Origin of the sequence: Rahnella sp. PD4 (genome assembly GCF_049199325.1) — a bacterium.
GTDB lineage: Bacteria > Pseudomonadota > Gammaproteobacteria > Enterobacterales > Enterobacteriaceae > Rahnella > Rahnella perminowiae.
Genome location: NZ_JBLZQF010000014.1, coordinates 27,720 through 41,467, shown reverse-complemented (window position 1 = coordinate 41,467; position 13,748 = coordinate 27,720). Strand labels below are relative to the sequence as shown.

9 protein-coding genes are annotated in these 13,748 nt (G+C 56.8%); all 9 read right to left on the bottom strand.

What is annotated here, in order from left to right; genetic code table 11:
- Nucleotides 1-265: 265 nt before the first annotated feature.
- Nucleotides 266-1,330, bottom strand: a complete 1,065-nt coding sequence (locus tag ACOZIO_RS23230; RefSeq protein WP_112198187.1) for a Replication protein — start codon at nt 1,328-1,330, stop codon at nt 266-268.
- A 286-nt stretch (nt 1,331-1,616) separates the two neighbouring features.
- A complete protein-coding gene (gene repA / locus ACOZIO_RS23225) occupies nt 1,617-1,868 on the bottom strand; it encodes a replication regulatory protein RepA (RefSeq protein WP_112198188.1) in 252 nt (83 codons plus the stop codon).
- A gap of 157 nt (nt 1,869-2,025) precedes the next feature.
- On the bottom strand, nt 2,026-2,541 hold the full coding sequence (locus ACOZIO_RS23220; RefSeq protein WP_224266917.1) for a phospholipase D family protein: 516 nt from the start codon (nt 2,539-2,541) through the stop codon (nt 2,026-2,028).
- Nucleotides 2,542-2,561: 20 nt separating this feature from the next.
- Nucleotides 2,562-2,831, bottom strand: coding sequence for a hypothetical protein (locus tag ACOZIO_RS23215; protein ID WP_112198190.1), 270 nt, complete (start codon nt 2,829-2,831; stop codon nt 2,562-2,564).
- A 60-nt stretch (nt 2,832-2,891) separates the two neighbouring features.
- The gene (locus ACOZIO_RS23210) at nt 2,892-3,686 is read right to left on the bottom strand and encodes a DsbA family protein (RefSeq protein WP_112198191.1); all 795 of its coding nucleotides are present in this window, start codon (nt 3,684-3,686) and stop codon (nt 2,892-2,894) included.
- 78 nt (nt 3,687-3,764) lie between these two features.
- Entirely contained in the window at nt 3,765-9,560 is a 5,796-nt protein-coding gene (gene mobF, locus ACOZIO_RS23205; RefSeq protein ID WP_112198192.1) for a MobF family relaxase, read from the bottom strand.
- Entirely contained in the window at nt 9,557-12,217 is a 2,661-nt protein-coding gene (gene traD / locus ACOZIO_RS23200; RefSeq protein ID WP_112198193.1) for a type IV conjugative transfer system coupling protein TraD, read from the bottom strand. The genes mobF and traD overlap by 4 nt, the downstream gene beginning before the upstream one ends.
- Before the next feature lie 103 nt (nt 12,218-12,320).
- Nucleotides 12,321-12,668: a hypothetical protein gene (locus ACOZIO_RS23195; RefSeq protein WP_112198194.1), complete on the bottom strand. Its 348-nt coding sequence runs from the start codon at nt 12,666-12,668 to the stop codon at nt 12,321-12,323.
- Between the two features lie 222 nt (nt 12,669-12,890).
- Nucleotides 12,891-13,625 carry a complement resistance protein TraT gene (gene traT / locus ACOZIO_RS23190; protein ID WP_112198195.1) on the bottom strand — a complete coding sequence of 245 codons (735 nt, stop codon included), beginning with the start codon at nt 13,623-13,625 and terminating at the stop codon, nt 12,891-12,893.
- Between the last annotated feature and the right edge of the window lie 123 nt (nt 13,626-13,748).

Genomic DNA, 13,748 nt, shown 5'->3' with positions numbered 1-13,748 from the left:
CGTTCGAAATTAATCACATCTGAAGAGGGGTTTTCGAAGTTAATGGGATGCCTCGACCGGGAGAATTATCTCTTCGAATTTAAACGATTATTTCTTAATCAGACGTTGGCCAGCGCTGCCGGGTGAGAATGCCCCGACCGTCGCCGGTGCACATTTTGACGGATAACAGACGTGGGGAAGCCTGCCAGGCATCCGCGAACGGAAAAATGCCAGCATAAGGCCCGCGAGAATCGCAGAAAGGGGAAAGGTTTAGAGAGGAATGTGGTTAAGACAGTGGAACGCCGGCGCGCTCCAGGAGCCGCTGATAAAACGTCTCAGCATCCGTGGCCAGCAGCGTCGGGAACTCGGCTTTAAGGGCACTTTCCAGCGACATCTGCGCAACCGTGGTGAGCAGACCACTAGCCGTAAATCGCCGCCACGCGTTCTCATGCTTGGCCGTGCTATTTTTTGGACGCAGCTGCCGCACTTTACGCGCCTGTTCGTCAAGAACGGCGCCAATATCTGCCTCAGTTCGCGCTTTTTCATCGCGCAGCTCCGGGCTGACAACCCAGCGTTTTATCTGTCTCAAACGGTTTTTAAGTGAATGGTGGCGGTCAATACTGATACCCAGACGCGCCATTTTGAGCAGGTGACGCTGATATTTCTGCTGCATTGACTCCGCCAGTCCGCTGGCTACCGCCCACTGGCGATATTTATGCAACCACTCCCGGATGCTTTCAACGGCGATGCCGCGTGAAGTGAAGCATTTGTCGGTGAGAAAAATTCGCATGGGCTTGTTCTGGCCAGAATCGGCGTCGCGGTCACGGTGTATTACCACGTAGTCCAGTTGCTCCATCACCCGCAAGGCATGCAACAACACGTCATAGGCTTTACGACCGTTCTCATAAACGTGCAGCGCATTCATGCGGCGGGCAATCTCTTCCACCGGCAGCATCATTTCGAAAAGATAATCGCTGTCCGGGCTGTAGTCACAATTTGCGGCCAGAACCAAAGACAGAGAAGTCAGCGCCTCACGGCTCTCAGAGCGTGGGGTAATGCGCATAGGTTTAGGAGTAAAGGAGGGGTCAGACGCACGGGAGTACGGCGTGTAACCAGTACGGCGAAGCGCGATCAGATCGGCATTTCGACGCCAGTCATGCTGACGGAAGCAGGCCACCACTTTTGCAGCCATGCCGCGCGGCGTTTTGCCCGTGTAGACCGGCTGGTTGTTGCGGTGCGTCTTCGACTGCCCTTTGCGCAGACGGTTAGCTTCACCCCGGCGCGAAGGACGATAAACACTGGCAGAAACACTGTTTGCTACCGGTGAAAACGGAAACAGTTGTTCAGACACGGCTCCCAACGCTTATGTTGCGCCGGAGGAGTTGACCTTTAAAAGGCATAAATCTATACTCCCTGCATAGAGCAACAACTCTATACAGTTTTAGTGAGCCCCGACTATCTTTCGTTCCCGCCAAGAAATGAGAAGATATTCGGGGTTTTTGCTTTTCTGGGCCTGTAAAATCTTCTACACAGCACCCATTCCCTGCCACCTTGCGGCGTGGCCAACCATAAATTCTCTAACTGATCAGCAATCTAGCACTACCGGTGGTTACATGCAAGAATGTCAACCCACGCCCTTATCTGGTTCGTTCAGCTTCATTCTTTATTAGTCGCTGAAGGACTTCGGCTTGCGTAGCACCTTCATCTTTGCACATTCCCATCAACATCGACTTTATCTCAGGATCCACAAAGACCTTAATTTCTTTTTGGCTTAACCGTTTCCGAGAAATTGAAGCGAGTTGTCGTTCTGTTCCCGACAAAGGTTGGCCTTTTCTGTAAGCACGTTTTGGTTTCGCTGAGGAAGGAGCTACTTTTGTGGATGGTGACATTTTGCCTCCCCAAGGATCTGAATATATCGTTTGGGAAAGCCTACTATAGATTCATTAAATCAGCAGCATAAAAAGCATTTTCACTCCCGTTGGCGCGGGATAAGACGAAAATGCGAAAGAGGTAACATTCGCCATTCAGAACGCCGGAGGCTCTCTGTCAGTACGATGACACCCAGTCTTTCCCTAACGCCCAGCGCGACTGCCAGTGGGTCAGGTAGGTTTGTGCCAGGTCAGGCACATCGTGCAGTACCAGAGCGTTCTCTGAATTCGACCGCGCGGCAGACAGGGTATAGTTATATGATCCGGTTTCGACCGTCTGGCCATCAACGATAATCACCTTGTCATGCATGATTTTAAACTGACTGACGGTGCGCACCGGGATCCCCGCATTCACCAATAAATTCATCGCGGCCACACTGGCTTTCCCGCGATTGCCGCCTTCATCCAGTACCACCTGGACGTCGACGCCCCGTTTCTTTGCTTCGACCAGGGCCCCGGCAATGTCGGGCGAGGTAAACGAGTACCCCATCAGGCGAATGCTTTGCCGGGCATCATTCACCGTTTGCAGTACCAGCTGCTGCGCGCTGCCTTCCGGTGAGAATCCCACCTGTACCGACGGGGCCGCGCTGGCGGTGCAAACGCCCATATTCAATAACATGGCCAGTAAGGCCATCCGCAATCTGTTGTTCTTCATCAGTCTATTTCCTCACGGTAGGGCAATGCATATATCCCTGATGACACGCTGGCGGTCAGCAGGCAAAAGGAACCTTCGCCATAAGACGCGTCCCAGGTCAGGTTTTCCGGCACGCACTTGGTCAGACAGGTAATGGCCACCTTCAGTGCCTCATGGTGCAATCCCGGATGCGTTCTGAAACACACCCGCTGATGCTCGATATCATCATCGCTGAACACAAAGCCATGCAGGTCAAAAAAGTGGATCGACAGTGCTTTTTCACCCTTCATCGTTTTTCTCCTGACACCGCGCAAAGCCACCTCATACCTGGTGGCCTGCACGACTTAACCTTATTTCATCGCATTATCGATGGCCTGCTGCATCACCTGAGCGGACACGACGCCCGGAATGACGGTCGTGTTGTCAGCGGTCGCGTTCTCTGCCGGCATCACGATGATCCCCGGCGTCCCGGTTAATCCCAATAGCTCTGCCAGCGCACTGTTACCCGCGATCAGGGCATCTGCCGCTGTGCGGTTCGCGACGTCTTCTTCTCCTGCGCCCGCTGCCGTGGCCACTTTTTCAATATCGTCTGACGTCAGTTTTCCTTCGTTATGGCCGGTGCCGTAAATCCCGTTGTGGTACGCCATATAGGCATCAGCCCCCTTCTGTTTCCAGATTGCCAGACCCCGGCGTGACGCCTGCGTAGACTCGGGGTAATGCCCGGCAAAAATCGTCCAGTCGCGAAAAGCAAACCGCACATCCGGGTTGCTGGCCATGACCTGCTCCATTACCGGGGCCATCATGCTGCAGGCGATACATTCGTAATCAAAAAACTCCGTCACAATCACTTTCGAATTTTGCGGACCTTTCACCGGTACGCCGTCAAGTTGCATCAGTAGCCGGTGCCCCTTCAGAGCAGACTCCGCCATCAGCTGTGCCTTGATGGCTGCCTGCTGTGCCTGCAGCTTTTTGCTCACCTCGATGAGCACCTGCGGATGGGCCACCAGGTAGTCGGCGGCAATCTCGCCGATACGGGTTTGCTGTGCCGGTGTGAAATCTACCGGTTCTGCGAAGGCTGTGTGGATGGAGGCGAAGGTAAAACTCAGGGCGAGCGAAAGCGCCGCCGACTTAAAACGGTTTGTCATGATGATGTCTCTGAAGAGGAATACCGGAGTTGCCGGTAAAGAAATAGGTGCCCGTTGACGGTATGTAAACGGTGCGGATTAACGTTCTTTCTGAATATTTCGAACAGTTTCGTGGGTAATTTCTTCCCGCTCCGGTTCCCGACCGCGGCTTTCGGGCGGTAACGTTAGTTGCCCCTGTTTTTCCAGTTCACGCGCTGCGCTGGCCAGCGCCCGCTCTGACAGGTCATTTTGTGGGTTTTTAGCGGTGCCGTGCGTTTTATCCTGCTCGGCCTGCACGTAGCGGAGTGTTTCTGCTGACACCATGCTTCCCTGTGCGTTTTCAGCCGGCAATACTGCACTGGCAAACTGACCCGCCCCGGCAAGGGTGGCCAGCACGGCCCGAATGGCACCGTTGTTGTCCTGCAGGGCTTCATTTTGGGCAAGCAGGCCAGACGCCTGACGGATAAGCGCGGCGTAGTCCGGCAGTTTCTCACCCGGTAGCACCGGTATTTCCTGCTGCATGTTTTGAACTACACGCTCAACCAATTGTGCTGACAAAGCTGGCACATCCTGCCCTTTAGTCTCTGGAAGCTGAATTTCAGACAGGGGATGTCGCGTCTCTTCAATAGCCCGGAGTGCCTGGCGAAGCAGGGCAGACTCATCCGCCGGCCTTTCTTCTGCCGGCAGATGCCGCAGGATCTCCTGCAGCTCAGACTGGACCAGCCTGAGCAACGTGGCATCCGGCCTGACAGTCCGGTCAGTCACCCCGCCCGCCACTTTCAGCAGCTGCGCGGACGGCATCTGCCGGCCGGTGAGCAGCAATACGCCTGCCGCTGGGTTGCCTCGCGCCGCCGTCAGTGCCTGCGTCATATCGCTGACCACAATCGTGTCACCGTTGCGGCTTTTTTGCACCACCGCCGCCTGGGCGCCCTCGGTCGTCAGCTGGCGTACCGGCCCGGTCTGTATCTGGCCGGTGTCTGACTGAAGGGGAAACATCGTCAGACCCGCCGTTTTGCCATTGCCATCAAAGACGGGCAAGGCCAGGTGCGGCATCGGATATTTCCTGGTCGGCGGAATAATCCGCGCCGTCACGGGGTTATCTTTTAAGCCCTGTTCCCGCAGGTAGGTTCGCCCGATTGCCGTTTTGCCCACCGGCTGCCCCATCGCCCAGATGCTCCGGGCCTGTGCCCGCTCTGATTCCGGCTTCAGGGCGTCATGCGCGGTCTGCGGACCGTTATCCTTTTGCCGCAGCGTAGCCATCCAGTCCCGCAAGCCGTCCGTGTAAATCTGTACATGTTCGCGGGCACGGGAGGCGTTAATGTAAAAGGCCCGCATGCCGCTCATTCGCTTACGTGCACCTTCCGTCCCCTCCAGCGCTATCACATAGTCCGTACTGGCCCCCTGTGCGCCGTAGCCGGTCACCGCCCAGGCATAATCGATGTGCTGGTCTGCCAGCGTCATGCCCGGTGTAATGACCTTTTCGCCGCCGGCGTTTTTAAGCACCACCTCGCCGTTGTCCCGCAGCTTTTCTACCCGATATTGTTCATGGGCATCATGGCCAGCCTGCTTCTGCGTTTTGCTCATGCGCACGCTGTCACCTTCCCGTAGCTCAATCTCACGCCGTTCAAACACCTCAATTTCGGTGGCATTTAACTCTTTCGGGGAGTAATAGTGCATGCGGTCATTTTCATCGCGCAAAAAGACGCGCTCTGTTCCCAAATCGACGCCGGTCACGCTCAGATATCGCTCGTTGGTAAGCACCACCTGCCCCGCCTTCCAGTCATTAATGCGGTTAAAATCATGACGACCACCGGTAATGCGATCCAGTATAGGGACGGTCACCGCCTTCTCCCCCAACGACCCTTCTTTTAACATGGCCTGGTGAATGTATTTATTGATCTTCTGCCGGTCCTCATGCAGCTGCACCACAATCATGGTGCGCTCACGGGCATCCGGTGTCCGGCTCATGTAGTCCACCGTAATACGTGTCCACGGTGATTCGGTTTCGACCACCGAGTAGCCAGGGGCTTCCCAGGACCTCAGCCGGGGCACCGTCTTCGGCGACACTCTCTCCATTTTCTCGAGGGCAGCACCGGCTTTGTTCTCAATGACGCTGTAAACGGCAGACTTCAGGTCATGATTACGCTGGCGAACGATTTCGTTCATCACGGCCACGTCGATGGTACTGCGCTCCTGCATCAGCGTGAACGGTGCCCCGCTTTCCGGCGACTGCAGCTGACCGGTATCGCCCACCGGCACGGCACGCCCTTCCCCGCGCGATATCGCCTGATAGGCGGCAGCGGTGTCCTGATTCCCCAACATCGAGGACTCATCAATCAGAAAAAGCGTCCTGGCATAACGCACGTCTTCACCCGCCGCCGTGCGCTGTTGCCAGTCCACCACGAAGGATTTAAGGGTCTGCGCCTCGATGCCAACATCACGCATTTCCTTTACCGCGCGGTGCGTTGGTGCCAGACCAATCACAAGCGGCCGTTCACTTTCCGGCAGGGTTTCAATCGCGGCTTTCACCGCCTGAAACTGGGTGGTTTTCCCGACGCCGGCATAGCCCTGTACGGCGGTAAAGCGATCGGGACTTTGCAGGATAAGCGTCGTGGCGGCCTTCTGCCCGGCGGTCAGCCCATTGAGCAAGACCGGGTCAATCGTGGCCATCAGCGGTGTCTGGGTGTTTTTACCCGTATCAATTTCCCGGATGATGGCCTTTTCCATCTCCCAGGTCGCCCGCCCCACAAATCCCCCTCCGCCGCCGACTTTCACCGGGATGAGGTCCCCCTCTTTAACCTGCCGGGCCACTTCGCCCTGTAACGCCCCCAGATTATTGAAGAACGTGCCCGCCTGCTCCAGCAGCTTCACCTCTGAGAAAGCGACCTCCTTCATCTGGGCAATCGCCCGCGACACGGCTTTTTGCGCATCCGTGAGTAATCCCGCGTTTAACGCGGCCAGCGCTTCCCCGGCGTCTTCCTTGCCACTGGCCTGGCGGACTAACGCCAGCGGTGAACGGGTGGTGCGCATCCGGCCGAGTTTCTCCTCCGCCTTGTTTTGTGCTTCCCCGGTAAAGATTTCCGCCTCATGGCCCGACTGGGCCAGGGCGTTCATGATGTTGCCGGACAGGTCACGCGCGTTGAGGCTGGCCAGCACGATACCGTGCTCATTGTCCCGGCTCCCCGGTGCGCTGACGTAGCCATGCGTCAGATACAGCGGCCGGTCGGTCGCAACCTGCAGCGGCTTTTTCTGTCCATCGCGCTGCACCGTTAATTTTCCCTCACTGACGGCAGTGACCGTCAGCCGGTCGCGGGCTTTCAGCCCATTGGCTTTATCAGCGGCCAGGGCAAACAGCTGTTCTCCCTGCGCAACGTGCAGCTGTTCACGGGTAAACAGCCGCCAGTCGCCGGTCAAGTCGCTCAGTTTTACGCGGCTCAGAACGCCGTCGCTGTCGATAAGTGACAACATGCGCGTCTCCTCATGCACCCGGTCAAGGGTGTAGTGGCGGGTCTCATTTTTGTCTGACCGGTCTTCCAGCACCATCCCCGCCCGGTACGTGGCCGGGAGCAGCCGCTCCTTCACGCTGGCATAGACCGGCGTGCGGGCTTCGACGGTCACGCCGTCCCGTTCAAGCTTGCCGGCGTTTTGCAAGGCGTCACGGATAATGCCGGTCAGGTGCTGCTGCTCGCGGGCGCCGGTGACCACTGCGGTGACGGGGGTGTCCGGTGAACTCAGATCAGCATAGCGTTCGGCCAGTGCCCGGTAACGGTCGCGCTTATCGCCGATACTGATCACCCGCGCTTCCAGCCCCGCAACGGGTTCAGTCAGGCCGTGACGGGGCACGCCAGCGGATGTCAACACCGACAGGGCGTTGGCGTTGGACTGCCGCCCGGCGCTGTCCAGGAAAATAAGCTGGGCGCTTTTCTCCTTCGCTTCGCCGCTCAGGACCAGCATCTCCTTGAGTCCGAGGCGCTCCGCACTTTCCACGATGAGTGTGCTGTGCTGTGAGAGACTGAACCCCTTATCCAAAATGCGGCTGCGATAGAGGATGTCGTCTTTGAGAAGCGGAGATTTGCCGAAGCTCAGGCCGCGTTCGGCGGAACTGGCCAATATTTTCACTTCGCGGCCATGTTCACGTGACATTGTCACCAGTTCTTCCGTCACCTCGCGCAAACGGCCAATCGACGCCGGTGCGTTCAGGATGGCCACCGGCGCAAACTCCACCGCTTTAAGCCGTTCAGGCGTGTCGATGTCGGTTTGCCGGAAACTGACCACTTTCCCTTCCTTCACGATATCGCCCGCCAGGGCCTGCACCGACAGTTCATCCAGCAGATGAATATGCGAGGTAAATACCCCTTTGTCCCCGTCCAGCGGGGCCAGCAGGTTTTCTCCGATGGCCCGGTCGATCGCCTTGCGGAGATTAGGAATGGACTGTTGCCCTTCCCCCGCCTCATGCGCCGTCATCAGCAGGTCACCGTAGGTAAAGCGGGTGCGGGTGTCACTGAGCACCGAAATCGCAGTACGCACCGCCTGCATGACGCTTGGCGGCATCGGGCGTTCTTCCGCCTGTTCAGGCGTCACGGCCCACGTTTGCGCGGCATCCATCACGTCTTGTATGTTGAAATTCAAATCGGCCATCTGCTGATCCCACCGGGCCTGCAGGCGGTTGCGCCCGGCCTGCGTCTCTGGTTTGGCGATGGGTGGTTCCGCCGGTGCGTCCTTTGCACCCGTACTTTTTTCCGGCGATACCTGTCCGGGTTCGGGCTGACTGACGGCCTCAGCGGTCGTGTGGACAGAGGCATTCCCCTCTCCGCCCACCTCAATTGCAGGTTCTGACGGGAAATCCACGCGTTCACGGGACAGTGATGACTCGGTGACGGCTTCAGCCGGACTGGCCATCTCATCAGGCGTGCGGGCAGAGGCTATACCCGATTTCCCCACCTCGTGTGACGGTTCTGACGGTAAATCCACGCGCGCAGGGGACGATGATGGCACGCTGGCAGTGTCAGCCGGCGTCAGTGACGGAGCAGCGGGCGGGCGTGTGCCCTGCGCATCGGCTTCATCGAGTCCGTAACGGCTGATATCGACCTTTTTCTGCCGGGTGTCTAACGCCGCGACGTCGCGGCTTTTCAGAGACGCCTCTTCCCCGACCTGGGCGGCGATTTCACGGTGGCGGGACGAAAACTCCTCCAGCACAGCCTCCGGAAACCCTTTGATTTCCCAAAGTTCATGCTTGCCGCCGGTGAGTTCTGTCTCGTAACCCATCGCCTCGGTTTTCGCCTTCAGGCTGTTGCGGTAGATTTTGCCGAAGCTGACCTGATGGCGGTACATCGTCTCAATAAACCCGGCACCGTAAATGGCATCGGTGGCCAGCGCCTTCCACTTCCCGTCCAGCTCGGTCACGTTGGCAACTACCGCATGGGTATGAATGGCCGGATCGAGATTGCGTGACGTATCGTGGGTAAAGAGCGCCGCCACCATCTTGCCGGTGGGGACGATCGAGGTGATGCCTTCCTTCGTGTCACGGGCGGAAATCGTCTGCTCCATGATGGCCAGCGTTTCTTTGACCGACTCAATATGGGCCTGCAGCAGGCGCTTATCGCCGCCGGCCAGGATAAGCATTGAGACACTTTTCGGTGCAGAAAAGGTGAAGTCGTGTCCGGGCCGGTGTACATGATTCCCTGACACCTCCTTTCCCAGCTCCACGCCATTCGGTAACCGCCCGTGCAGGATATTCGTGAACGCCTCAAGGTCCACGTTCCCTTCCAGCCCCAGCTCACGGGCACCTTCCCCCAGCCACTGGCTTTGCAGATCATCGAGAAAATAGTAGTTATCTTTGCTGCTGTAATAGCCCGCCGCGTCTGCAGCAGACGCAACGGAGGCAACGGTCATCATCGTTCAAAACCTCCGGGTTCGTGGTGTTCATCCATATGCTGGTACGCGTCATAATCATCGTGGTGTCGCAGAATGTTCTGTTCCTCCTCGGCCATCGCGCGGTTTGCCGCGCCGTACTCCGTCGCCTGGGCTTCATCCAGGCTTTCCGGTGACTCCTTCCGGGCGCCCAACGTGCGCAAAACAAGCTCGCCTTTTTCATCCACTTCCACGTCCATCTGCAGATCCGGTGCTTCCCCCTGCGCCTCTGTTGCCGCCTGGTCTTCGGTGCCGTCAGCGGTCGGCGCGGGTTTGCGCCTTTTTTGCGCGAGCATCTCCAGTGCGCTGAGTCTGGCGGAAGGCACGACCTGCTTAACCGCTACCGCAGGGGCTTTGGCCACAGCCGGGCTAACAGGTGGCACGGCGGCCGAATCCGCAGTGACGGCACGCGGGAGCGCGGGATCCGACACTTCAGATTTGACCGGTGCGGGCGTAATCGGATGTTTGTCCGCCGTTCTGGATACGGCATCCCTCTCTCCGGGGTTTCCCGCCGCTTCCGGCCTCCTCATTCGCGGCATAAAGGGACGCACGTTGCTGGAAGGTTCCGGGAAGACGGCAGTGCCGGGCTGGACAGGGTCTTCAGCCACCGGCGGTGTTGCCGGTGTTTTCAGTGTTTCAACGGTGAGCGGCGTCGGCGAAACCGTGACGGGCACGCTTTCCCGGACGGGGCTTTGTGACGAAATGCTGTCTTTCGGGGGCGGCGTCTGGGGTTGAGGGGATTGAGGGGATTGAGTGACAATCTCCGGTTCTGCAGTCGCTGACTGCCCTTCCAGAATTTCGTCGCCGGTCGGGAAGACAATGCCCGCCCTGCGCGTCGCCTGTTCGTTCTTGCTGATGACCTGTTCCAGCTGGGGACTGAGCACGTCCTTAAAATCGCGCTCAATCAGCGCCTTGTGATACTTCTTCTGCGGACGGTACTTCAGATCCAGTTTCACGACCGGGTATTCCCCCGGCAGGCGGGCATAGAAACGCAGGTTTGGCATCGACATGATCTGGTCATAATCGACCACCGGCTCATTGACCTTGTCACGGCTGATGGAAATCCCGTCACGGATTTGGTCAAGACCGTAGCTGTTCTGCTCCCGCGCCTCACGGCGGCGCTGATGCCCCAGCTCTTCCTCTACGATTTTCGCCACTTCGGCGCTTGGCGAACGGCCATAGAAACGGGTGTTCAGCAGGTCAAAAATAGACTTGGCCACCTCACGTCCGTACACGTTGATAAGCTGTGGCATGTTCTGAATGCCAATAACAAAACAACCGCCAAATTTGCGCCCTTCAGCCAATGTCTCGGCAAACTCGGGGATTTTTTGCAGGCTGGTCTTTTCATCGACGACAAACCACACCCTTCGGTCGGGATCTTCCCCCATGCTTTGCAGATAAATCGTGGCCATCGACAGCCACATGGATATCAGCGGACGAACCGACTTGCGATGACGGGCCGTTGTTGAAATAAACAGCCAGCTTTTGTCGTATTGCGCGTCGGTCATCCACTCCCGGATGCTGAATTCGGGTTTACCTTCCTGATCAAGTCCCTGAAGATAACGCAAGGCTTTGGCGTAGTTGGTCACCACCGAGCGGATCGAGATGGCCGTTTTCTCAATTTTTTCCTCTACCAGGTTGGCGGAGGGCGTGTTTTTGAGGAATTCGCGCAGGCTTTTCAGATCGATGGACAACAGGGCTGTCAGGAATTTCTCAATGCTGCGATCGCTATGTGAGGCAAACTGCATCGCCGTATCGCTGAAAATGGTGCGTGAAGAGGACACCCAGAACGGGTCGGACTCCCCCTCCACCGGAATAAGCGAGGCCGTCAGGTTCTCGTAGTCCACGACCTCCCGCGCTTCCCGCCACAACACCCAATTTTCGCAACGCTTATCGTGCGGGTTGAGAATTTTGTCGATACGTTCGTCAAAATGCGTTTCAATAAAAGTGCCGCCGGAGTCGTAGACAATCGCCCGGTCCCCCCGTTTACGAATAAAGTCGAGCAACCAGCGGATAAGCGTGGATTTACCGACTGCAATAGTGCCGTGTATCAGGTAGTTCATGATCTCGGCGTTCTTCACCATATGCAGGCCGCCGATCTGCAGGTCTGATTTCTGACCGGCCTTTTTCAACTGACGGTTTACGCTGTCCACGTCATCCGTCAGCGTCATGCCGGATATATAGGTATCTTCACTCTCCTTCTTGCCAATGCGGCCCACATACCAGGCAATCACGCTGAACAACAGCAAACACACCGTGCCGCAGCCTGCGGCACTCAGTTTTAAGTTGTTCACCAGCTGGCCGCCCATCGACTGCATCCAGGGGTCAGCCAGCAGCTGTCCCAGCGTCAGTTTGGTGGTGCACAACTGTATGCCGCTATTGCAGTGCCAGCTGATATCCCAGGTCGCCGGGCTTTTCGGGTTCATCAGCGGCACAAAACTGGAAAACAGCCTGCCGGTCCAGTACCAGAAACCGTTATTCAGCACATCGGCGGAGGTGACCGCCCAAAATACGCCGCCGGTGGATAACAAAAACAACAGGAACAGCCAGTTAAATATCCACTGGTTGACCTGGGCGAACATACGCAGCCGGTAGGCCGTCATCTGGCCCCCCTGCGTGAGGTATTTCGGTGTAAAACTCATGGTTCAGCTCCGGCGAACGCGCAGGATTAAACCGCCCTGATGGGCAGTTCGGGATGGTTAATGAAAAAACGGGGATGAAAGGGACGAAAAAGCAGTAAAGAAATTAATGGAATGACGATGTTTTGCGGCGTGCATGAGTTTGACTGAACTGTGCCTGGATCAGTGCACCGGCCGTTCTGAACAGGAAAGCCACCGCGTTTATCATGGCAACCGTGACAGACGACAAAAATGCACCCACCGCCAACACCAACATCATCAGCAGTACGACCGGCAAAGCATCAGGCAGCATATCGCTGCGGGTCTGACGTAAGGCCAGCGAGAAGGCGTAAAAATTACTGTCGTGCATGATGAACTGCAACAGGGCGACGCCGTGATACCAGAGAACAAACGCGCTCCAGATAAAAAACAGGGTAAACCAGGTCATCAGGCCACGGGCACTTTTGTATAGCATGAGCAATTCCTTCAGTTGGGCGTTTAACGGCAACGCTCGCCACAGTCCGGACGCGGGGATTTGCGTCTGGACGAGGAAGCGGAATATCACAGGTGGAAAAACAGGCACGGTCACTGGGAGTTAACAGGCAGAGCGCTGAATTATGACGTCATACGAGTGGGTGAACATGGCACACGGGCGTGTGCCATCAGGACAATAAACAACAGAGATAAAACGTTCAGGTCAGTTCATGATCCCGGCGACGGATTTCGCCAGCTGGGCTTCCAGAACCGGTTTGGCCTCTTCGAACTTGAGGTTCACCTTGTTGGCATTAGAGACAACGCGCGTCTGGTATTTCATGCGATTGCCTTCTTCACTGCTGGTCTGCACCTTCACACCCGAGTTACCCTGGCGTAACGCGGCGACGTTATCTGTTGTTACGGTCGCTTTGCTACGTTCCGAAATCTGCAGATCGGTCACCATTGTGTAGTTGGTGTCTTCCACCATCGCGTCTGCCGCCATACCGGCAAGACCTGCGGCCAATCCTACCCCCAGAATTGCCCCACCGGATGTGCTGTTATATGCGGTGATCCCAGCGCCCAGTGCAGCACCTGCAGCAGCACCTTCATAGCCCGTTGAGAGCAGCCCCTGCGCCTGACGCAGGTCCATTTTCTCGGCCTTCAGGACGTTGGCCTGGATCCAGTAATATGCAGAGTCCGGTGACGACGTGACGTTATAGCCTTTAGCACGCAAATCCTGTGCTAATAGCGTTTGCAGGTCGCTCATGTCTTTGTCAGAGGTGTTTCGGATCTGGATATAGACCGTTTTTTCGCTGGATGGCTCCAGCCACACGGTCTGACTCATCTGTGTTTTCACATCGAGGTTACGTTTTTTGATGGCAGTGCCCATCGCGCTACAACCGGAAAGTACCAGACATGAGACGACCACAGCCGCCACAAGAGAATTGCGGTTTTTCATTTACTGTTTCCTTGTCAAAAAATGGGGCAGGCGCGCCCCGAAATATTGGCTATTTAGATATAAATCTGGAGGGTGAAACCCTTCCGTTAGAATGACAGAAGGGTTATCGGCAGCAGGGGATTT

What these genes read in the sequence shown, in the direction of transcription:
- repA (WP_112198188.1), bottom strand. Translation starts at nt 1,868, where the DNA reads ATGTCACCATCCACAAAAGTAGCTCCTTCCTCAGCGAAACCAAAACGT.
- ACOZIO_RS23220 (WP_224266917.1), bottom strand. Translation starts at nt 2,541, where the DNA reads ATGGCCTTACTGGCCATGTTATTGAATATGGGCGTTTGCACCGCCAGC.
- ACOZIO_RS23215 (WP_112198190.1), bottom strand. Translation starts at nt 2,831, where the DNA reads ATGAAGGGTGAAAAAGCACTGTCGATCCACTTTTTTGACCTGCATGGC.
- ACOZIO_RS23210 (WP_112198191.1), bottom strand. Translation starts at nt 3,686, where the DNA reads ATGACAAACCGTTTTAAGTCGGCGGCGCTTTCGCTCGCCCTGAGTTTT.
- mobF (WP_112198192.1), bottom strand. Translation starts at nt 9,560, where the DNA reads ATGATGACCGTTGCCTCCGTTGCGTCTGCTGCAGACGCGGCGGGCTAT.
- traD (WP_112198193.1), bottom strand. Translation starts at nt 12,217, where the DNA reads ATGAGTTTTACACCGAAATACCTCACGCAGGGGGGCCAGATGACGGCC.
- ACOZIO_RS23195 (WP_112198194.1), bottom strand. Translation starts at nt 12,668, where the DNA reads ATGCTATACAAAAGTGCCCGTGGCCTGATGACCTGGTTTACCCTGTTT.
- traT (WP_112198195.1), bottom strand. Translation starts at nt 13,625, where the DNA reads ATGAAAAACCGCAATTCTCTTGTGGCGGCTGTGGTCGTCTCATGTCTG.